General features: G+C 72.3%; 16 protein-coding genes. 15 read left to right on the top strand and 1 reads right to left on the bottom strand.

Annotation, left to right across the window (positions count from 1 at the left end):
* The first annotated feature begins 5 nt into the window (after positions 1–5).
* From VR894_RS00765 to VR894_RS00785, 5 genes are all read left to right on the top strand, one after another.
* On the top strand, positions 6–2,447 hold the full coding sequence (locus tag VR894_RS00765) for an RNA degradosome polyphosphate kinase (RefSeq protein ID WP_324649387.1): 2,442 nt from the start codon (positions 6–8) through the stop codon (positions 2,445–2,447).
* Positions 2,444–3,448, top strand: coding sequence for an NUDIX hydrolase (locus tag VR894_RS00770; RefSeq protein ID WP_324649388.1), 1,005 nt, complete (start codon positions 2,444–2,446; stop codon positions 3,446–3,448). Before VR894_RS00765 ends, VR894_RS00770 begins: the two co-directional genes overlap by 4 nt.
* A gap of 105 nt (positions 3,449–3,553) precedes the next feature.
* Positions 3,554–4,924, top strand: coding sequence for a Gfo/Idh/MocA family oxidoreductase (locus tag VR894_RS00775; RefSeq protein WP_324649389.1), 1,371 nt, complete (start codon positions 3,554–3,556; stop codon positions 4,922–4,924).
* A complete protein-coding gene (locus VR894_RS00780; protein WP_324649390.1) occupies positions 4,917–6,263 on the top strand; it encodes a Gfo/Idh/MocA family oxidoreductase in 1,347 nt (448 codons plus the stop codon). Before VR894_RS00775 ends, VR894_RS00780 begins: the two co-directional genes overlap by 8 nt.
* Complete coding sequence (locus tag VR894_RS00785) at positions 6,260–7,336, top strand: acetylesterase (RefSeq protein WP_324649391.1); 1,077 nt, start codon at positions 6,260–6,262, stop codon at positions 7,334–7,336. The genes VR894_RS00780 and VR894_RS00785 overlap by 4 nt, the downstream gene beginning before the upstream one ends.
* On the opposite strand, the gene VR894_RS00790 is transcribed toward VR894_RS00785, so the two are convergent.
* The gene (locus VR894_RS00790) at positions 7,326–9,332 is read right to left on the bottom strand and encodes a DUF6807 family protein (RefSeq protein ID WP_324649392.1); all 2,007 of its coding nucleotides are present in this window, start codon (positions 9,330–9,332) and stop codon (positions 7,326–7,328) included. The genes VR894_RS00785 and VR894_RS00790 overlap by 11 nt on opposite strands.
* Before the next feature lie 191 nt (positions 9,333–9,523).
* Between VR894_RS00790 and VR894_RS00795 the strand changes: the two genes are divergently transcribed.
* The 10 genes from VR894_RS00795 (at position 9,524) to VR894_RS00840 (ending at position 19,837) form a co-directional block, all read left to right on the top strand.
* Positions 9,524–10,462 (top strand): sugar ABC transporter permease, encoded by a 939-nt coding sequence (locus VR894_RS00795; RefSeq protein ID WP_324649393.1) that lies wholly within the window; start codon positions 9,524–9,526, stop codon positions 10,460–10,462.
* Positions 10,455–11,396: a carbohydrate ABC transporter permease gene (locus VR894_RS00800; protein ID WP_324649394.1), complete on the top strand. Its 942-nt coding sequence runs from the start codon at positions 10,455–10,457 to the stop codon at positions 11,394–11,396. Before VR894_RS00795 ends, VR894_RS00800 begins: the two co-directional genes overlap by 8 nt.
* A gap of 93 nt (positions 11,397–11,489) precedes the next feature.
* Positions 11,490–12,839 (top strand): ABC transporter substrate-binding protein, encoded by a 1,350-nt coding sequence (locus VR894_RS00805; RefSeq protein ID WP_324649395.1) that lies wholly within the window; start codon positions 11,490–11,492, stop codon positions 12,837–12,839.
* 78 nt (positions 12,840–12,917) lie between these two features.
* Complete coding sequence (gene uxaC, locus VR894_RS00810) at positions 12,918–14,330, top strand: glucuronate isomerase (protein WP_324649396.1); 1,413 nt, start codon at positions 12,918–12,920, stop codon at positions 14,328–14,330.
* A gap of 13 nt (positions 14,331–14,343) precedes the next feature.
* The gene (locus VR894_RS00815; RefSeq protein ID WP_324649397.1) at positions 14,344–15,783 is read left to right on the top strand and encodes a tagaturonate epimerase family protein; all 1,440 of its coding nucleotides are present in this window, start codon (positions 14,344–14,346) and stop codon (positions 15,781–15,783) included.
* A gap of 76 nt (positions 15,784–15,859) precedes the next feature.
* Positions 15,860–16,846 carry a LacI family DNA-binding transcriptional regulator gene (locus VR894_RS00820; protein WP_324649398.1) on the top strand — a complete coding sequence of 329 codons (987 nt, stop codon included), beginning with the start codon at positions 15,860–15,862 and terminating at the stop codon, positions 16,844–16,846.
* A 164-nt stretch (positions 16,847–17,010) separates the two neighbouring features.
* Positions 17,011–17,841, top strand: coding sequence for a DUF4397 domain-containing protein (locus VR894_RS00825; protein ID WP_324649399.1), 831 nt, complete (start codon positions 17,011–17,013; stop codon positions 17,839–17,841).
* A gap of 7 nt (positions 17,842–17,848) precedes the next feature.
* Positions 17,849–18,538 (top strand): class F sortase, encoded by a 690-nt coding sequence (locus VR894_RS00830; RefSeq protein WP_324649400.1) that lies wholly within the window; start codon positions 17,849–17,851, stop codon positions 18,536–18,538.
* A 26-nt stretch (positions 18,539–18,564) separates the two neighbouring features.
* A complete protein-coding gene (locus VR894_RS00835; protein WP_324649401.1) occupies positions 18,565–19,101 on the top strand; it encodes a sigma-70 family RNA polymerase sigma factor in 537 nt (178 codons plus the stop codon).
* A complete protein-coding gene (locus VR894_RS00840) occupies positions 19,088–19,837 on the top strand; it encodes an anti-sigma factor (protein WP_324649402.1) in 750 nt (249 codons plus the stop codon). The genes VR894_RS00835 and VR894_RS00840 overlap by 14 nt, the downstream gene beginning before the upstream one ends.
* The last annotated feature ends 38 nt before the right edge of the window (positions 19,838–19,875 follow it).

Raw genomic sequence — 19,875 nt, forward strand, 5'->3', positions numbered from 1 at the left:
GCAGCATGAGCACCATGCCAGACCCTGACGTCACCACGCCGGGCACGCTCGAGAACGTGCCATCCCAGGACGCCGAGCTCACGCCGGACGACGACGGCACGACCAACGGCGCCGCGACGGACGCGGGCGAGCGTGACGGGGAGAGCGCCACGGACGAGGGCGGCGAGCGTGACGGGGAGCGCGCCACGGGCGAGGGCGAGCGTGACGGAGAGGCCGACCCGGTCGTCCTGACCGGCGCGTCGGCGCGCCCCGAGGAGGTCGCCGACCAGGTGGAGGAGCTCGCCGGCGAGGCGCGGGACACGGGCACCGACCCGCTCACCACCGAGCTTCCCGACGGCCGGTTCGCCGACCGCGAGCTCGGCTGGCTCGCCTTCAACCAGCGGGTCCTCGAGCAGGCCCAGGACACCACCCAACCGTTGCTCGAGCGAGCGTGGTTCCTGTCGATCTTCGCCTCCAACCTCGACGAGTTCTTCATGGTGCGTGTCGCCGGCCTCAAGCGCCGGATCGCCACCGGCCTGGCGGTCCCGGCGGCCTCGGGGCTCTCGCCGCGTCAGGTCCTCGAGGGCATCAGCGTGCGAGCGCACGAGCTCATGGAGGAGCACGCGCGCACCTTCGCCGAGGACATCCAGCCGGCGCTGGCGGCCGAGGGCATCGAGATCCTCCACTGGTCCGAGCTCTCCGAGAGCGAGCAGCAGCGGCTGCGCAAGTACTTCCGCAAGCAGATCTTCCCCGTGCTCACCCCGCTCGCCGTCGACCCGGCCCACCCGTTCCCCTACATCTCGGGCCTCTCGCTCAACCTCGCCGTCGTCGTCCGCAACCCGAGCTCCGGCAAGGAGCACTTCGCGCGGGTCAAGGTCCCGCCACTGCTGCCGCGGTTCATGGCGGTGGACGCGACCGGGAAGCCGCACCGCCCGGACGAGACGTCCTCCGGCGGGGACGACGGACGCACGGCGTTCGTCCCGCTCGAGGAGATCATCGGTGCGCACCTCGACTACCTCTTCCCCGGGATGGAGATCGTCGAGCACGACACCTTCCGCGTCACCCGCAACGAGGACCTCGAGGTCGAGGAGGACGACGCCGAGAACCTCCTCCAGGCGCTGGAGAAGGAGCTCATGCGCCGGCGCTTCGGTCCCGCGGTCCGGCTCGAGCTCGCCACGGGCATCAGCCCCCACGTGCGCGAGCTCCTCGTCCGCGAGCTCGGTGTCACCGAGCAGGAGGTCTACGAGCTGCCGTCCCCGCTCGACCTCACCGGCCTCGAGGTCATCCACGAGCTCGACCGACCCAGCCTCAAGTATCCGAAGTTCGTCCCGGTCACGGCCCACGGCCTCGCCGAGGTCGAGAGCGCCAAGCCCACCGACGTCTTCGCCGCGATCCGTCGCGGCGACGTCCTGCTCCACCACCCCTATGACTCGTTCTCGACGTCGGTGCAGCAGTTCCTCGCCCAGGCCGCCGCGGACCCGCAGGTGCTCGCCATCAAGCAGACCCTCTACCGGACCTCCGGTGACTCCCCGATCGTCGACTCACTCATCGACGCCGCCGAGGCGGGCAAGCAGGTGCTGGCGATCGTGGAGATCAAGGCCCGCTTCGACGAGCAGGCGAACATCTCCTGGGCGCGCAAGCTCGAGGAGGCGGGCGTCCACGTCGTCTACGGGATCGTCGGCCTCAAGACGCACTGCAAGCTCTCCCTCGTCGTGCGCAACGAGAAGGACGGACTGCGTCGCTACTGCCACATCGGCACCGGCAACTACCACCCCAAGACCGCACGCGGCTACGAGGACCTCGGGCTGATGACCTGTGACACGGACGTCGGCCAGGACCTCACCAGGTTGTTCAACCAGCTCTCCGGCTATGCACCCAGGTCCCGTTTCCGGCGGCTGCTCGTCGCGCCGCGCTCGATCCGCCCCGGTCTCATCGAGCGCATCGAGCGGGAGATCGCCGGCCACCGCGCCGGGCGCCCGGCGTGGATCAAGATCAAGACCAACGCGATCGTCGACGAGGCCCTCATCGACGCGCTGTACCGGGCGAGCCAGGCGGGCGTGCCGGTCGACATCGTCGTCCGCGGCATCTGCGCGGTCCGGGCCGGGATCCCGGGCCTGAGCGAGAACATCCGGGTGCGGTCGATCCTCGGACGGTTCCTCGAGCACTCGCGGATCTTCGCCTTCGCCGGCGACGAGGAGCTGCCGGACGTGTGGATCGGCAGTGCGGACCTCATGCACCGCAACCTCGACCGGAGGGTCGAGGTGCTGGTCAAGATCGTCGACCGGGCGCAGGTCGCGTTCCTCGTCGACCTCCTCGACCGGGCGGTCGCCCCGACGACGTCGACCTGGCACCTGCTCACGGACGGCACCTGGGAGCGGAACCAGTTCGGCGACGACGGTGAGCCGCTGGAGGACCTCCAGGAGCTGCTCATCGCCCGAGCGCGGCGCCGAGTGGCCGCCAGCCGATGAGCCCAGCCCGCCCCGCTCCCGTGCAGGCAGCCGGCACCGTCGTGTGGCGCCTCAACGAGCGCAAGAAGCTCGAGGTCCTGCTCGTCCACCGGCCTCGGTACGACGACTGGTCCTGGCCCAAGGGCAAGCTGGACGACGGCGAGAGCCTGGCCGCCTGCGCGGTCCGGGAGACCGCGGAGGAGACGGGCGTCCAGGTGGTCCTCGGCCAGCCGCTGCCCAAGGTCACCTACCGGCTGGGGGACGGACGCCGCAAGGAGGTCCACCTCTGGGCCGCCCGACCCGTTCCCGACGGCGACCTCTCCCTGCGCGGGAGGCCGCTCGTCACGCCGGCGACGGAGCGGGAGATCGACGAGGTCCGCTGGGTGGAGGTCAAGGCTGCCCGCAAGCTGCTCACCCACGAGCACGACCGGGAACCGCTGGGCATCCTCGTCGACCAGTGGAAGGACGAGCGGCTCGACACCTGGGCGCTGCTCATCGTGCGGCACGCTCGGGCACGCAAGCGCTCCGCGTGGAAGGGCGGGGAGTCCACCCGTCCCCTGACGGACGGGGGCGAGGCGCAGGCGCGGCGGCTGGTCCCGCTGCTCGCCGCCTACGGAGTCAACCGGGTGCTCTCGAGCCCCTGGCGTCGCTGCGCCGACACCGTGACGCCCTACGCTCAGGCGATCGGCGTGGAGCTGGAGATGCACCCGGAGATCACCGAGGACGCTCACCGGGAGAAGCCCCGGCGGGCACGCGAGCTGGTGCGCACGGAGGCCAAGGTGCGCGCCCCGGGGGTGGCGATCTGCACCCACCGGCCGGTGCTCCCCACCCTCATGGAGGAGATCGCGGTGAACACCCCGCACCGCATCATGAAGCAGGTCCCCGAGTCCGACCCGTGGCTCAAGACCTCGGAGATGCTCGTCGTGCACGTCGGGCGGCGACCGGGCCGCGCGGCCGTCGTCGTCGCGCTGGAGAAGCACCGGGCGCCGTCGCACAAGGACGCGCTCGCCGCTGCCGAGTAGCGCGGTGCCCGCACGGGCGGTGCCCGTGCCACCGGCACTCCCCAGGGCGGTCACGATCTGGCACACTGGCGTGTGAAAACGCTTCCGCACCGTCGGGGAGGACCCATGACCGAGCAGCGCCGCCGTCGGTACGCCGTGGCAGGGACGGGGCACCGCGCCCAGACGTACGTCGAGGCCATCCTCGGTGAGCACGCCGACGTCGCCGAGCTCGTGGGGTGGTGCGAGCCGAACCCGGCACGCCTCGACTACTACGACGACCTCGTCGCGGCCGCCGGCGGCGCCGCGCCGCCGCGCTACTTCCCGGAGGACCTCGGGACCATGGTCGCCGAGCAGCGGGTGGACCGCGTCATCGTCACCGGACCGGACCACACCCACGCCGACCTCGTCAGCCGGTCACTGCTCGCAGGCGCCGACGTCATCGTGGAGAAGCCGCTGACGATCGACGCGGCAGGGTGCCGGACCATCGACGACGCCGTGCGGCGCAGCGGCCGCGAGGTCGTCATGACCTTCAACTACCGCTACTCACCGCGCAACAGCACGCTGCGGGAGGTCGTCGCGAGCGGGGCCGTCGGTGAGGTCACGTCCGTGCACCTGGAGTGGGCGCTCGACACGGTCCACGGCGCCGACTACTTCCGTCGGTGGCACCGCCTCAAGCACAGGTCCGGTGGGCTCCTCGTGCACAAGGCCTCCCACCACTTCGACCTCGTCAGCTGGTGGCTCGCCGACAGTCCCACACGCGTCTACGCCCGCGGCGGGCTGCGCTTCTACGGGGACGCGGGCGGCGGTGCGGCGCAGGCGGGGCCCCGACCCGTCCGAGGGACCGCAGGGCCGGGCGGTGACCCGTGGCTGCTGGACCTGCGCAAGGACGAGCGCCTCCAACGGCTCTACCTCGACGCCGAGCGCTACGACAACTACGTCCGCGACCAGGACGTCTTCTCCCCGGGGATCACGATCGAGGACAACCTGGCCGTCCTCGTCGACTTCGAGCGAGGGGCCGTGCTCACGTACTCGCTCAACGCCCACGCGCCGTGGGAGGGCTACCGGGTGACGGTCAACGGCACCCGTGGACGGGCCGAGCTCGAGGTCGTGGAGCGCGCGTCGGTGGAGGTCGACGCCGCGGGTGCCCCGGCCGCCGACCTCCCGGCCGACGCGGTGCGTCCGCGGGGGCAGCGCCTCGTCGTGCAGCGTCACTGGGAGCGCGCCCGAGAGGTGCCGATCCCCATGGGCAGCGGCTCCCACGGCGGTGGGGACGCGATCGCGCTCTCGGACCTCTTCCGCGGGCCGGGGGAGGACCACCTGGGCCGGGCGGCCGGCTACGCCGACGGCGTCCGCTCGGTCGCGGTCGGCATCGCCGCCAACGAGTCCCTCCGCACCGGCCGGCCGGTCGACATCGCCGACCTCCCCCTCGCCGCAGACCCGGCCGGGTGTGACATGCTTGGCGGAAGCGTTTTCGCAAAGGAGAGAGACGATGACTGAGCAGACGGGCCGACGTCGCTACGCGGTGGCCGGGGTGGGGCACCGGGCGCAGATGTACATCGACGCCGCCCTCGGCGACCACGCCGAGGTGGCGCAGCTGGTGGCGTGGTGCGAGCCCAACCCGGGCCGCGCGGGCTACTACGACGAGCACGTCGTCGGCGCCGGTGGGCAGCCTCTCCCTCGCTACGAGCCCGCGGACCTCGAGACGATGATCGCCGAGCAGCGCGTGGACGTCGTCGTCGTCACCAGCCCCGACCACACGCACGCCGACCTCGTGAGCCGCGCGCTGCGCGCCGGGGCCGACGCCGTCGTCGAGAAGCCGCTCACGATCGACGCGGCAGGGTGCCGGACGATCGACGACGCCGTCCGCGACACCGGCCGCGACGTCATCATGACGTTCAACTACCGGTACTCCCCGCGCAACAGCACCCTGCGCGAGGTCATCGCCGACGGTCGCATCGGCGAGGTCACGTCGGTCCACTTCGAGTGGGCGCTGGACACCGTGCACGGCGCGGACTACTTCCGCCGCTGGCACCGCGAGAAGGACAAGTCGGGCGGCCTGCTCGTGCACAAGTCCTCCCACCACTTCGACCTCGTCAACTGGTGGCTCGCCGACGCGCCCCGCCGCGTCTTCGCCCTCGGGAGCCGCAGGTTCTACGGCGACGACGGCGCAGGGGCGGCGACGGCCGCCCAGCCGCGGCCGGCCCGCGGCACGGACGCGCCCGCGGGCGACCCGTGGGCGCTGGACCTCACCGCGGACGAGCGGCTCAAGCGGCTCTACCTGGACTCCGAGGAGCACGACGGCTACCTCCGCGACCGCGACGTCTTCGACCCCGGCATCACGGCCGAGGACACCATGGCCGTGCTCGTCGAGTACGAGCGCGGTGCCTACCTCACGTACTCGCTCAACGCCCACGCGCCGTGGGAGGGGTACCGGGTCACCGTCAACGGCACGCGCGGCCGCGCGGAGCTCGAGGTCGTCGAACGCGGCTCGGTCGAGCTCGACGCCCAGGGCAGCGCGGTGCTCGACCCCTCCGCGAGGGACGCCGCCGACGTGGACGAGCTCCGTCCGAAGGGAGAGCGGCTCCTCGTACAGCAGCACTGGGAGCGGGCGCGCGAGGTCCCGATCCCCATGGGCGTCGGGTCGCACGGGGGCGGCGACGCGATCCTCCTGGCCGACGTCTTCCGTGGGCCGCAGCCGGACCCGCTCGGCCGCCCCGCGGGGTACCCCGACGGCGTGCGGGCGGTGGCCGTCGGCATCGCGGCGAACGAGTCGATCCGCACCGGCTCGCCGGTCGACGTCGCGGACCTGGGGCTCGGAGGCGTCGAGCGCCGGTGACGAGCGACATCGCGGGCTACGACGACTGGCCCGCCGTCGTCCGCGCGCGACCGACCGTGTCCGGTGACGCCGTCGCGACGGCGGTGGGGCGTGCCCTCGGGGTGCCCCACCCCGAGCCCGGCCCGGCGGAGGTGCGCGGTCGCAGCGTCCGTGACGGCGTCGAGCGCACCGAGCTGTGCTGGCGCACGGGCCTCGGACCGCCGACCCGCGCGTGGTACCTGCGGCCCGCGGGAGCGGGGGACGCGCGGCTGCCCGCCGTGCTGGCCCTGCACTGCCACGCCAACGTGAAGTCCGTCGGCGCCGAGCGGCTCGTGGGCACGGCGCGGCCGGTCGCCGTCGACCTCCAGCGGGAGCTGTACGGCGGACGCCCGCTGGCCGAGGGGCTGGCCCGTGCCGGGTTCGCCGTGCTCGCCCACGACACCTTCGGGTGGGGGTCGCGAGGCTTCGCGCTCGACCCGCTGCCCCGTCGGGTCGACCGCTGGCTCCGTGACGAGGACCGCGAGCTCCCGGACCCCGACCGCCGGTACGACGCGGCCGCGTCGCTGCACGAGGGCACCGTCGCCAAGTACGCCGGGATCCTCGGCACGTCCATGGCGGGCATGGCGGCCCACGACGACCTCGCGGCACTGCGGCAGCTGCGCGCCCTCCCGGGGGTCGACACCGACCGGGTGGCCGTCACCGGCTTCTCCGGCGGTGGGGGCCGCGCCGCGGTGCTCACGGCCCTCGACCCCGCGATCCGGGCCTCGGCGATCGTGTGCATGATGTCCACCTTCGCGGCGCTGCTCCCCGAGCACCTCGACGCCCACTCGTGGTACCTCGCGGTCCCCGGGCTCCCGGCGATGCTGGACTGGCCCGAGGTGGCGCTCGGCCGGGGCAGCCACGACCAGCTCGTCGTCTACGCCGAGGACGACGAGCTCTTCCCGCGGGCCGGCATGGTGGCGGCGGACCGGATGCTCCGGGAGCGGTTCGAGCGGGACCGCTACGCAGCCGAGTGGTACCCGGGCCCACACCGCTTCGACGCGGCGATGCAGGACCGGGTCGCCGAGTTCCTCACCGGCGCCCTCACGCCCTGAGGGCGGCGACCACCTCGTCGTCGGTGAGGCGGCCGTCGGCGACGACGGCCCGCACGCTGCGCGTCACGCTGCCTCCTGCAGGGACGACGACGGGTGAGTCCCAGGCGAGCGCGGAACCGATGCCCGGGTAGCCCGCGACGCGCACGAACCACGGGTCGGCCGCCGTCACGTCGTCGTCGGGCGCGAGCGCGATGGTGAAGTCGCCACCGTCGGCCCGGGCCGACCAGGCGAGCCAGGGGGCCGTCGTGCCGTGCACCTCGTCCTCGCCACGGTGCGTCGCGGTCCGGACGTCCACGTCGTCACAGGCGGGCAGTCGCCAGAAGTAGCCGCCGTACCCTCCGGCCGGGCGGCCGTTGCTGCCGGGGCTGCCCAGGGCGACGTCGTCCGCGGAGTCGTTGTGCAGGGTGAAGGACAGGGTGAGCTGCCAGGCGTCGGCCTGCTCCGCCCACGTGATGCGCCGTGTCTCCCGCAGCAGGGGGCGGTCGTCGTGCGCGCGCCACGCCAGGTGCTCGACGAGGTGGCCCGGTGACTGCTCCTGCCACCGCTCGTGGGTGATGCGGCCGTGGTCGGACCGCCACTGGTAGCCCTCGCCGCGCAGGTAGGTCCGGCCGCCCCACAGGTTGTGGCCGGCGACGTCCTGGACGGCCACGCCCACACCGGCGTGCCAGGTGTGGTCCGCCGGTGCGCTGTCCGTGACGACGACGCCGCCGCGGGTGCGCACCGGGTGGAGGTGGGGGCGGGGGCTGTCGAGCGGGCTCGTCCCGGACCCGTCGACGTAGGTCGCCACGGCGGTCCCGGCCACGTCGAGGCTCGCCAGGTCCCTGTGCCGGGGCGCCCACGGCGCACCGAGCGCCGTGAAGGTGCGCAGCTCGTGCCCCACGCGCTCGCACCAGTGCTCGACGTCGTGGACCACCGGGTGCCGGCCGGCGTCGTCGTCGGTCCACGTGACGTGCTCGGCCGGGACGGGCGCCGGGTCCGGAGCGGTCCGGACGGCCTCGAGGACGGTCATGAACGCGCCGCTGTCCGCCAGCGGGCTGAGGAGCGGGACGGTGGCATCGGTGAGGTGGTCGAGGAGGTTGTCCACGAGCGGGGTGCGCCCGACGCTCAGCCGGCGTCGTCCGCCACGCCCGTCGACCTCGATCTCGTCGGTCGTGTAGGACAGCGTGATCGCGCCCCGGGTGCCGTGCACGATGACGCGCGGCACCGTCTGCCGCGCGGCTGCGAGGGTGAGGCCGAGCGCCACCGGGGTGCGGTCGGGCATGACGACGCGGACCGAGGAGGTGTCGTCGGCCTCGATGTCATGGGCGTGGAACAGGTCGAGCTCGAGGGCGGCGACGTCCTCGCGGCGCCGCGCGCCGGCGACCCGCAGCGCCGTCGCGACCGCGTGCGCCAGCGGGTTGGTGAGCACGCCGTCGACGACGTCGCGACCGTCGAGGCGTCGTCTGCCCGCCCACCGGGACCGTGCGTAGTAGTCCGTGCTGCGCAGCCACGTGCCGACGCCTCCGACGCCGGTCACCTCACCGATCTCCCCGTCGCCGACGATGCGGGCGATCTCCGCGAAGGCGTGCGACCCGAAGGACTGGAAGCCCACCTGGCAGGCCAGCCCGGTCTCCTCCGTGAGGTCGAGGAGCGCGGTGAACTCGGCGAGCGAGGCCGTCGGCGGCTTCTCCAGCAGGACGTGGCTGCCGGCTCGTAGTGCCGTCGCCGCGAGCTCGGCGTGGGTGTCGATCGGGGTGGCGATGATGACGACGTCGGGTGCGGTCGCCGCCAGCAGCTCGGTGAGCGCGGTGAAGTGGGGCGCGCTCCCGACGAGCTCGCGTGACTCGCCCTCGGGGGCGCGCGTGTCGGCCACCCCCACCAGCTCGCACCGCCCCGCCGCGACGAGTCCCTGCAGGGCGCGCAGATGGTGCAGGCCGTAGCCGTTCGCCCCGGCGAGCGCGACCCGGAAGCGGCGCAGGGGTGACGAAGGTCCCATCGGGGTGCTAGCGTCTGTCATGTTGTAAGCGTTTCCGCACGACGGTGTGATGTCAAGCACCGGGGTGCTGCGAAGCGGCAGCACACCCCGTCCCACAGCTGGGACCAGGGGCCACCGACGTCTCGGTCAGTCGACGCAGATCCACCGAGGAGGAGCAGTGAAGTCCACACCGACACGGTCCAGCGCGAGGCGCTGCCGGGCGAGGAGTGAGCATGTCGGCACTCGGTGAGCTCGCAACCATCCGTAACCGCAAGGGCAGGGCGACGAGAAGCCCGGCCGAGCGCAACGACGGCAAGGCGGCGATCTTCTTCCTGGCCCCCTGGTTCCTCGGCCTGGCGCTGATCGTCGCGGGCCCCCTCGTGGCCTCCCTGTACCTCTCGTTCACCGACTACGACCTGCTCTCGGACCCGGTGTTCACCGGTCTGGAGAACTACGCGCAGATGCTGGAGGACCCACGGCTGCGCACGTCGCTCGTGGTGACCTTCACCTACGTGTTCGTCTCCGTGCCGCTGCAGCTGGCGGCCGCGCTCGGGCTGGCGCTGCTGCTGGACCGCGGCCTGCGGGGCCTGCCCATCTACCGGTCGGCGTTCTACCTGCCCTCGCTCATCGGGTCCTCGGTGGCGATCGCGCTGCTGTGGCGGCAGATCTTCGGCAGCGGCGGCCTCATCAACCAGGTGCTCGCGCTCGTCGGGATCGAGGGTCAGGGCTGGATCTCCCACCCCGACTACGCGCTCGGGACGCTCATCGTGCTGAACGTGTGGACGTTCGGGTCGCCGATGATCATCTTCCTCGCGGGTCTCCGCCAGATCCCCGAGATGTACTACGAGGCGGCCTCGCTCGACGGCGCGTCGCGGGTGCGGCAGTTCACCAACGTCACCCTGCCGCTGCTGACGCCGATCATCTTCTTCAACCTCGTGCTGCAAGTCATCAACGCCTTCCAGACCTTCACGCAGTCCTACATCGTGTCGAACGGCACGGGCGGTCCGGTGGACTCCACGCTCTTCTACACGCTGTACCTCTACCAGCAGGGGTTCACCGCGCTGAACATGGGCTACGCCTCGGCCATGGCCTGGCTGCTGCTCATGATCATCGCCGGCATGACCGCCGTGAACTTCTTTGCCTCCAAGTACTGGGTGTTCTACAATGACTGACCTTCCGGCGAAGGCCGACATCCTCACGCCCCGCGACGAGACCGACCGCAACGTCGCCGAGCTTGCCGCGGACCGGCCGCTGCCCCCGCCCCCACCGACCCGGCGACGGCGTCAGGTGCGCTCAGCGGTCAAGCACGTCCTGCTCATCGCGGCGGCGCTCATCATGCTCTACCCGCTGCTGTGGATGATCGCGAGCTCCTTCAAGCCGGACGCGCTCATCTTCCGAGAGCCGGGGCTCATCCCCAGCGAGGTGACCCTGGAGAACTACTCCTCCGGGTGGAACGCGCTGCTCCACCCCTTCAGCCACTACCTGGCGAACTCGGCGGTGGTCGTCGCCGGCTCGGTGATCGGGAACCTCGTGTCCTGCTCACTGGCGGCCTACGCCTTCGCGCGGCTGAACTTCAGGTTCCGCGGGCTGTGGTTCGCGATCATGCTCATGTCGATCATGCTGCCGATCCACGTCATCATCGTGCCGCAGTACGTCCTGTTCTCCGAGCTCGGCTGGATCAACACCTTCCTGCCCCTCATCGTGCCCAAGCTGCTCGCGACCGACGCGTTCTTCGTCTTCCTCATGGTCCAGTTCTTCCGCGGCATCCCCCGGGAGCTGGACGAGGCGGCGCGCATCGACGGTGCGGGTCACCCCCGCATCTTCTTCCAGGTCATGCTGCCGCTGTCCCTCCCGGCGCTGGCGACGACGGCGATCTTCACCTTCATCTGGACCTGGAACGACTTCTTCTCCCAGCTCATCTTCCTCATCGACCCGGAGATGCACACGGTCCCGATCGCGCTGCGCTCCTTCCTCGACTCCACCGGACAGAGCTCGTGGGGCGCAATGTTCGCGATGTCGATCATCTCGCTCGTCCCGCTCTTCATCATCTTCCTCTTCGGCCAGAAGTACCTGGTCAAGGGGATCGCCACCACCGGCCTCAAGTAGACCTCCAGCACGGCTCCCAAGCCTCGGGCCCGACGTGGTGCCCGAGCCGGCAGGCCCAGCGCCCGTCGACCGGCAAGAAAGAGGGAAACCACCATGAAGAACCCATCCCCCCGTCCCCGTCGTCCCCTCCTCCTGCGGGCCGCAGCGCTCGCGGCGATCGGATCGCTCGCGCTCACGGCATGCGGTCAGGGCGAGAACCCGGCCGACACGTCCGACGACAGCCCGGCCGCAGACTCCACCGAGGGGGCCGACGGCGAGGCCACCATCCGCTTCTCCTGGTGGGGGTCGGACGCCCGCCACCAGCTGAACCAGGAGCTCATCGAGGCCTTCGAGGCCGAGCACCCCGACATCACCGTCACCCCGGACTACACCGACTGGGGAGGCTACTGGGACAAGCTCGCCACCCAGACCGCCGGTGGTGACACCCCCGACGTCCTCATGCAGGAGGAGCGCTTCCTGCGTGAGTACGCCGACCGCGGTGTGCTCGCCGACCTCTCCGAGTACGACATCGACACCTCGCAGATCGAGGAGTCGATCGTCAGCAGTGGCGAGTTCAACGACGGGCTGTGGGGCATCCCGACGGGGGTCAACGTCCGCACGATGATCGCCGACCCGCAGATCTTCGAGGAGGCCGGCGTCGAGATGCCGGACGACACGACGTGGACGTGGGACGACTACCACGAGCTCATGGTGCAGATCAGCGAGAACACGCCCGAGGGCGTCTGGGGCGCCCAGGACTTCGGGATCACCGAGTCGGTGGACATGACCATCTGGGCACGTCAGCACGGGCAGGACCTGTGGGACGAGAACGGGGAGATCGGATTCGAGCCCGAGACCATGGCCGCGATGTGGGAGCGGTCCCTGGCACTCATCGAGGCAGGCGGGGCCCCGCCGGTGAGCACCGGCCTGGAGATCGACGCGGGTGGCCCCGAGCAGTCGCTCGTCGCCACCAACAGCGGCGCGCTCTCCCCGTTCTGGACCAACCAGCTCGAGGCGATCGCCGGTGCGGCGGGTCGTGACCTGGAGCTGCTCCGCTACCCCGGTGAGACGCAGTTCGACCGCCCTGGGCTCTACCTCAAGCCCGCGATGGCGCTGTCGATGTCCGCGGACAGCGACCACCCCGAGGCCGCGGCCACCTTCATCGACTGGATGCTCAACAGCCCGGAGGCCGGGGAGATCATCCTCAGCGACCGTGGGCTGCCGGCAAACCTCGAGGTCCGGGAGCACATCATGGACCAGCTCAGCGAGGCCGAGCAGCAGGCCGCGACCTTCATCGAGGAGGTCTCGGCGGACATCCCCGACTCCCCCAACACCCCGCCCCGGGGCGCGGGCGAGGTCAACGACCTCCTCAAGCGCGTCAACGAGGAGGTGCTCTTCGGGCAGACCACGCCGCAGGAGGGCGCCGAGCGGTTCATCTCCGAGGCCGCGTCGATCACCGGCTGAGCCGGCGGCCGGGAGCCCGCAGAGTGCGGGCTCCCGGCCCCGTCCCACCACCGCTCGCCGCCTACTCCGAGGTCACCCATGCCGCGCAGACTCTCCGTCCACCCCGACCGACTCCTCCCCGCACGCCCCGAGCTCCGGGACATCGCCCGTGAGCTGTACGCGGAGGTCGCCGACCTGCCGATCATCTCCCCGCACGGGCACGTCCCCGCGCAGTGGTTCGCCGACGACGTCCGGTTCGACAACCCGACGGCGCTGCTGCTCACGCCCGACCACTACCTCAACCGGGTGCTGCACGCGCACGGTGTGCCGCTCGAGCACATGGGCGTCGGGCAGGGCGACTTCTCCGCGACGCAGGCACGCGAGGCGTTCCGGACCTTCTGCCGCCACTGGAAGGAGTTCCGGGGGACGCCGATGAAGTTCTGGTTCGAGGCCCAGCTCGTCGAGGTCTTCGGTGTCGACCTGGAGCCGGGTGAGGACAGCGCGGACGAGATCTACGACCACATCGACGGGCGGCTCGGTGAGGAGCAGTTCCGCACCCGCGCGCTGCACGACCGCTTCGGCATCGAGCTCATCGCCACGACCGACGACCCGTGCGACGACCTCACCGCCCACCGGCGCATCGCCGAGGACCCGGAGTGGTCCGCGACGGTCGTCCCCACCTTCCGTCCGGACCGCTACCTCGAGCCGGCGCGCCCGACGTGGAACGAGGACGTCGACCGGTTGGCGGAGGTCTCCGGGCACGACACCGGGACCTACTCCGGCTGGGTCGCCGCGATGGAGGCCCGCCGTGCCCACTTCAAGGCGCACGGGGCCGTCTCCAGCGACCACGCCCACCTCGACGCGGGCACCCTCGCGCTGAGCGCGGTGGAGTCCGAGCAGCTCTACGCCCGGGCCCGGGCGGGCACGATCACGGCGGAGGACGGCGCCCGCCTGCGCCGCGGCATGCTCCTCGAGCAGGCCCGGATGGCCAGTGAGGACGGGCTCGTCATGACCCTGCACCCCGGGGCGTGGCGCAACCACCACGGCGCGACCTTCGAGCGCTTCGGGCCCGACGTCGGCGCGGACTTCGCCGTGGCCACCGACTACGTCCGCCCGCTCCAGCCGCTGCTGGACGCGTTCGGCACGCACCCGAACTTCCAGCTCGTCGTGTTCACGCTGGACGAGACCGTCTTCTCGCGTGAGCTCGGGCCCATGGCGAGCTTCTACCCCAGCGTGTTCGTCGGTGCGCCGTGGTGGTTCATCGACTCACCCGACGCGATCCTGCGCTACCGCAGGGCCGTGACGGAGTCCTGCGGGTTCGGCAAGACGTCGGGGATGATCGACGACACCCGCGCTCTCCTGTCGATCCCGGCCCGCCACGACATGGCCCGCCGGCTGGACTCGGGTTACCTCGCGGAGCTGGTGGCCGACCACCGCCTCACCCTCGACGAGGCCCGCGACACCGCCCACGACCTCGTCGTCCGCCAGCCGCGGCTGGCGTTCAAGCGCTAGGAAAGGACCACTGGTGACTCTGAGGAACGACACCTACGAGGCGCGGGTCGTCCGCGCCGGCACCGACCGGCTGCTGCGGGTGAGTGCCCCCGAGCCGGCGGCCCTGGACGCCTTCACGGGGACGTCCGGGCAGGGGGAGGGGCGCTACGTCCTCGAGGGGCCGCTGTCCGCCGCGAACGCCGCGGCACTCCGGGTGGCCTTCCCGCACCTGCGTCCGGCGCTCATCGGGCGCGAGCGGACGTCGGTGGGCACCGGGGACCGTCTCGGCCTGGCCACCCCCGGCCACGTCCGTGCCTTCCAGCAGTCCGGCGGGGGAGTCGTCCCCGTCTTCGCCCAGCAGTCGATCCGGGAGATGGACCGCCTCGGCCGGGACGCCCAGAGCGTGATGGACGACGCGACGTTCGGCTGCGTGCAGGCCGGCTGGTCCGGCGACGTGGGCGCGGACTGCGACCACATCAAGACGACCGACGGCATCGACCGTGGCCTCGCCGCCGGCTTCACCATGTTCACCCTCGACCCCGGCGACCACGTCGTCGACGTCCGCGGCGGGATCGACGACGCCCGGGTCGCTGCCGTGCCGTGGGGCCTCCTGGAGGACGACGTCGCCGGCCTGCGTGCGCGGTACGTCGGCACGACCCTGGACGTCGGGGACCGCCACGTGACGATCGGTGAGGAGGAGATCCTCACCGCCGCCGTGAAGTACGGCGCCTGCGTGGCCGAGGCGCGGCGCCTCCACGACCACCTCATGGACCGGGCGACCTACCCGGTGGAGGTCGAGATCGCCGTCGACGAGACCGACTTCGTCACGAGCTTCGTCGAGCACTACTACCTCGCGGCGGAGCTGCGCAGGCTCGGGGTGGGCTGGGTCAGCTTCGCCCCCCGGTACGCCGACGGCTTCGAGAAGGGCGTGGAGTACCTCGGCGAGCCGGAGTCGCTCCGCGCGAACCTGCTCGGGCACACGGCCGTGGCCGAGGCGCTCGGCGGGTACAAGATCTCGCTGCACTCCGGGTCGGACAAGTTCAGCATCTACCCGCTCGCGGTGGAGGCGACCGGGGGCCGGATCCACCTCAAGACCTCGGGAACGAGCTACCTGTGCGCGCTGGAGGTCGTCGCCCGCCAGGACGGTGACGTCCTCGCCGAGATCTGGTCGGTCTCCCGGCAGGCGTTCGTCCGGGCCCGGGCGTCCTACCAGGTGTCCGCCGACGTGACGCGGACGCCGGAGACGCTCGAGGGCGTGGACCTCGTCGAGCTCGTGTCGGCCTTCGACTCGCGCCAGATCCTCCATGTGGGCTACGGGGACGTGCTCAACACGACCGGGGCGGACGGCCGCCCGCTCCGAGCCCGCCTGCACGAGCTGCTCGTCGCCCACGACGACGCGTACGCCACCGTCGTCGCCGAGCACCTCGCGCGGCACGTCGCGCCCTTCGCGGCCGCGGTGACGTCCCGCGCATGACCGGCGGCCGGTGTCGTGCCGTGACGCTAGGCTTACGCGGCATCGCTTCCGCAGACCATCGGTGAGGGGGCAGGGCATGGCGACGATCCACGACGTGGCGCGTGAGGCAGGCGTGTCGATCGCGACCGTGTCCCGCTCGCTCAACGGCCAGACGCGGGTGAGCGAGGCGACCAGGCGCCGGGTGCTCGAGGTGGCCCAGGCGCTGGAGTTCACCCCCAACCGGGCCGCCCGCGGTCTGGTCACCGGCCGGCTGGGAAACGTGGGTGTGCTCGTCCCCGACGTCGCCAACCCGTTCTTCGGGCCCATCGTCGCCGGGATCGAGCAGGTCGCGCAGGGCCGCGACATGGGGGTGTTCCTCGCCGACTCGCGCGAGGACCCCGACGCGGAGGTGCACCTGGTGCGCCGGCTCGGCCAGCAGGTCGACGGCGTCATCCTCGTCGCCTCACGCATGCCCGACGAGTCGCTCCTCTCGCTCGCCGAGCGGGTGCCGATCGTGCTCGTCAACCGGGTGGTGCCCGGCCTCCCGGCCGTCGCCGTCGACGCACGCCAGGGCATGGCCGACCTCCTCACCGAGCTCGCGGAACGCGGGCACCGCACCGTGACCTACCTCGACGGTCCGTCGCGGTCGTGGTCGGGCCGGACGAAGCGCGCCGGGCTCGAGGACGCCGCCGCCCGGCACGACGTCGAGCTGCGCGTCCTGGGTCCGTACGCGCCGAGCTACGCCGCGGGGCGCGCCTCCGCGCAGGACGTGATCGACGACGGCGCCAGTGCCGTCGTCGCCTTCGACGACCTCATCGCCTGGGGCCTGCTCACCCGGGCACAGGAGCTCGGGGTCCGGGTGCCCGAAGACCTCTCGATCGCCGGCTTCGACGACGCCATCGAGGAGGGCATGGTGCGCCCAGCACTGACCACCGTGTCCCCGCAGGGTGCGTCGATGGGCTCCGTCGCCGCCCAGATGCTCATGCGCGTGCTGGGCGGCGAGGCTCAGCCCGCCGTCGAGATGCTGGCCTGTGAGGTCCTCGTGCGCGGCTCCACGGCGGCACCGCGCCGAGCGGGCCGCTGACCGCAGGACGACCTCCAGGGCCAGCGGGCGCCCGGGCACGATCCGGTGCCGTCGCGGAGGCGCGTCGCGAGGTCCGCGGAAGAAAAGTTCATGCACGTGCATCCAAACCGGCTCGGGCCGACGAATACCTGGTGTCAGCACGACCACCACGACTGGAGGACACCATGAGCACCACCGCATTCCGTCGCGCAGGACTCGGCGCCGCCGCAGGCCTCACGATGCTCGCCCTCGCCGCCCCGGCCACCGCCGAGACCGGTGACGCCGCGTCCCTGTCCGTCCTGCACGGCGTCCCCGGACTCACCGTGGACGTGTGGGTCAACGGCGAGCGCACCCTGGACGACTTCGAGCCGGCGTCCCTCGCCGGACCGCTCGAGCTGCCGGCCGGCACCTACTCGGTGGCCATCACCGCTGCGGACGCCGGGGACGACAGCGAGCCCGTGCTCGGCCCGCTCGACCTCCCCCTCGAGGCCGGCGGGAACTACACCGCGGTCGCGCACCTCGACGCGGACGGGGCACCCACCGCGTCGTTCTTCACCAACGACACGACGGCGACCGCAGCGGGCGAGGGCAGGCTGACCGTCCGGCACACCGCCGCCGCACCCGCGGTGGACGTGCTGGCCGGCGGTGAGGCGGTCATCAGCGACCTCGCCAACGGTAGCGAGCAGAGCCTCGACCTCCCCGCCGGCACCGTCTCCGCGACCGTCGCCGCGGCCGGGACGACCGACCCGGTCATCGGCCCGGCCGACATCCCGGTCGAGGAGGGCGTGAGCACCATCGTCTACGCCTGGGGCAGCCTGGAGGAGGACTCCCTCGCGGTCGCGACCCAGACCATCGAGGGCCTGCACTCCGCTCCCGGTGGGGTCCCGACCGGTCTCGTCCCGGTCGACGAGGGCTCGACCACCGGTGTCGTCCTGGCCGCCGGGCTCGGTGCGCTGCTCCTCGCCGGCGTCGCCGGCACCGTCGGAGCACGCCGGGTCGCGCGAGCCAAGGTCTGAGCCCACCATGAGACCGCTCGTCGGAGCCGTGATCGCGATCCTCGTCCTCGCCGGGTGCTCCTCGGGCGACGGCACGCGCTCCGACGAGCGACCGGAGCCCGTGCCGGTGGTGGCCACTGACGCCGCCACCGGCACGGGTGCCCCGGCACCCGGCCCGACGGCCACCCCCGAGGGGGGTGCGCCGTCGGGCCCCGTGCCGGACGTGCCGGTGCGGTCGGCCGCGGGCCTGCCGGCGGCACGGCCCCAGAGCCCACCGGTGCGCGTCGTCGTCCCCGCACTCGGTGCCGACGTCCCTGTCGACCCGGTGGGCGTGGCACCGGACGGCCAGATGGAGATCCCGCCCGACGCCGCCCGAGCCGGGTGGTACCGCCACGGGCCGTCGGTCGGTGCGGAGGAGGGGGCGACCGTCGTCGCCGCCCACTCCGGATCGCACATCACCGCCCGCGGCCCCCTGCGCGACCTCGTCGACCTCAGGCCCGGGGACGTCGTCGAGGTCACCCGGGAGGACGGCGCGACCCTGCGCTACGCCGTCGAGAGCTCCCTGCTGATCCCCAAGACCACGATCGACCTCAGCGAGCACTTCCGGCGCGAGGGCGAGCACCGCCTCGTCCTCATCACCTGCGACGGGGTCTGGCAGGACGACGTCCAGAGTTACACGGACAACACGGTCGTCACCGCTACGCTGATCACGTCCTAGCACGCGGCGTGGCGGTAGAGGTGGCGATGACGGAACCCGAAGTCCTCGGTGCCCGTTTCCGCGACGGCACGTCCGACGCCGTCCGCATCGCCTACGAGCAGTACTCCTCGATGGTCTACAGCCTGGCACTGCGGTCGCTCCGGAACACCGCCGACGCCGAGGACGTCACCCAGCAGGTCTTCGTCAACGCCTGGCGCTCGCGGTCCCGCTTCGACCCGGACCGCTCACCGCTCCCCGCCTGGCTCGTCGGCATCACCCGGCACGCCGTCGCCGACGTCCACCGACGCCGCGCGCACGCCGGGCACGCGCAGCCGGTCGAGATCCCCGAGACCAGCGGACCCGACCACACCGACGAGATCGTCGACCAGGTGGTCGTCGCCCAGGCGCTCACCGAGCTCGGCCCACCCCAGCAGGACGTGCTCGAGCTCGCGTTCTTCGAGCGTCTCACCCACGCGGAGATCGCCGAGAGAATGGACCTGCCGCTCGGCACGGTGAAGTCGCACATCACCCGCGGCCTCAAGCGCCTACGCACCCGGATGGAGGGAACACATGCGTCACCTTGACGACGAGACCCTCACCCTGGTCGCGCTGGGGGAGCAGCAGCCGCAGGACGCTGCCGCAGAGCACCTGCGCACGTGCGAGCAGTGCAGCGCCGAGCTCGCCGGCCTCGCCGCGGTCGTCACCGCGGGGCGGGCCGGTGGCCGGCTCGAGGCACCCCCCGCCCACGTGTGGGACCGCATCGCCGCCGAGATCGCCGCGGAGGACGGCCCGGCGGACGCCCCCCGGGTCTCCGCCGGGGGGCGCCGCGCCGGCGACCGCCGCCCCGGTCCCTCGACCCGCCCCGCCGGGCGGCGTGACGGCGGGAGGCGGCGCAGCGCGCTGTCGCGTGCCGCCTGGCTCGCCGCGGGACTGGCGGCCGGGGTCGCCGGCACCCTCGTCGTCACGCAGCTGCCCGACGGTCCGACCGGGCCCGCGACCGTCGCCGAGGCGGACCTCGAGCCGCTGCCCGGGTGGTCCGAGACCGGAGCGGCTCGCGTCGAGGAGGCGGGCGACCGTCGGCTGCTCCACGTGGAGGTCACCGGTGAGGTGAGCGACGGCATCCGTGAGGTGTGGCTGCTCGACGAGGCCGCGCAGCAGCTCGTCAGCGTCGGCCTGCTCGTCGGGACCGAGGGCACCTTCGACCTGCCCGAGGCCATCGACCTCGAGGAGCTCGTGCTCGTCGACATCTCCCGGGAGCCGCTCGACGGGGACCCTGCGCACAGCGGCGACAGCATCGTGCGGGGCCGGCTCACCACCTGACTGTGACGTAACCGACAGTCGCTGTTCACCTGCCGTTC

The organism is Georgenia sp. H159, assembly GCF_035607575.1.
Taxonomy (GTDB): Bacteria; Actinomycetota; Actinomycetes; order Actinomycetales; family Actinomycetaceae; genus Oceanitalea.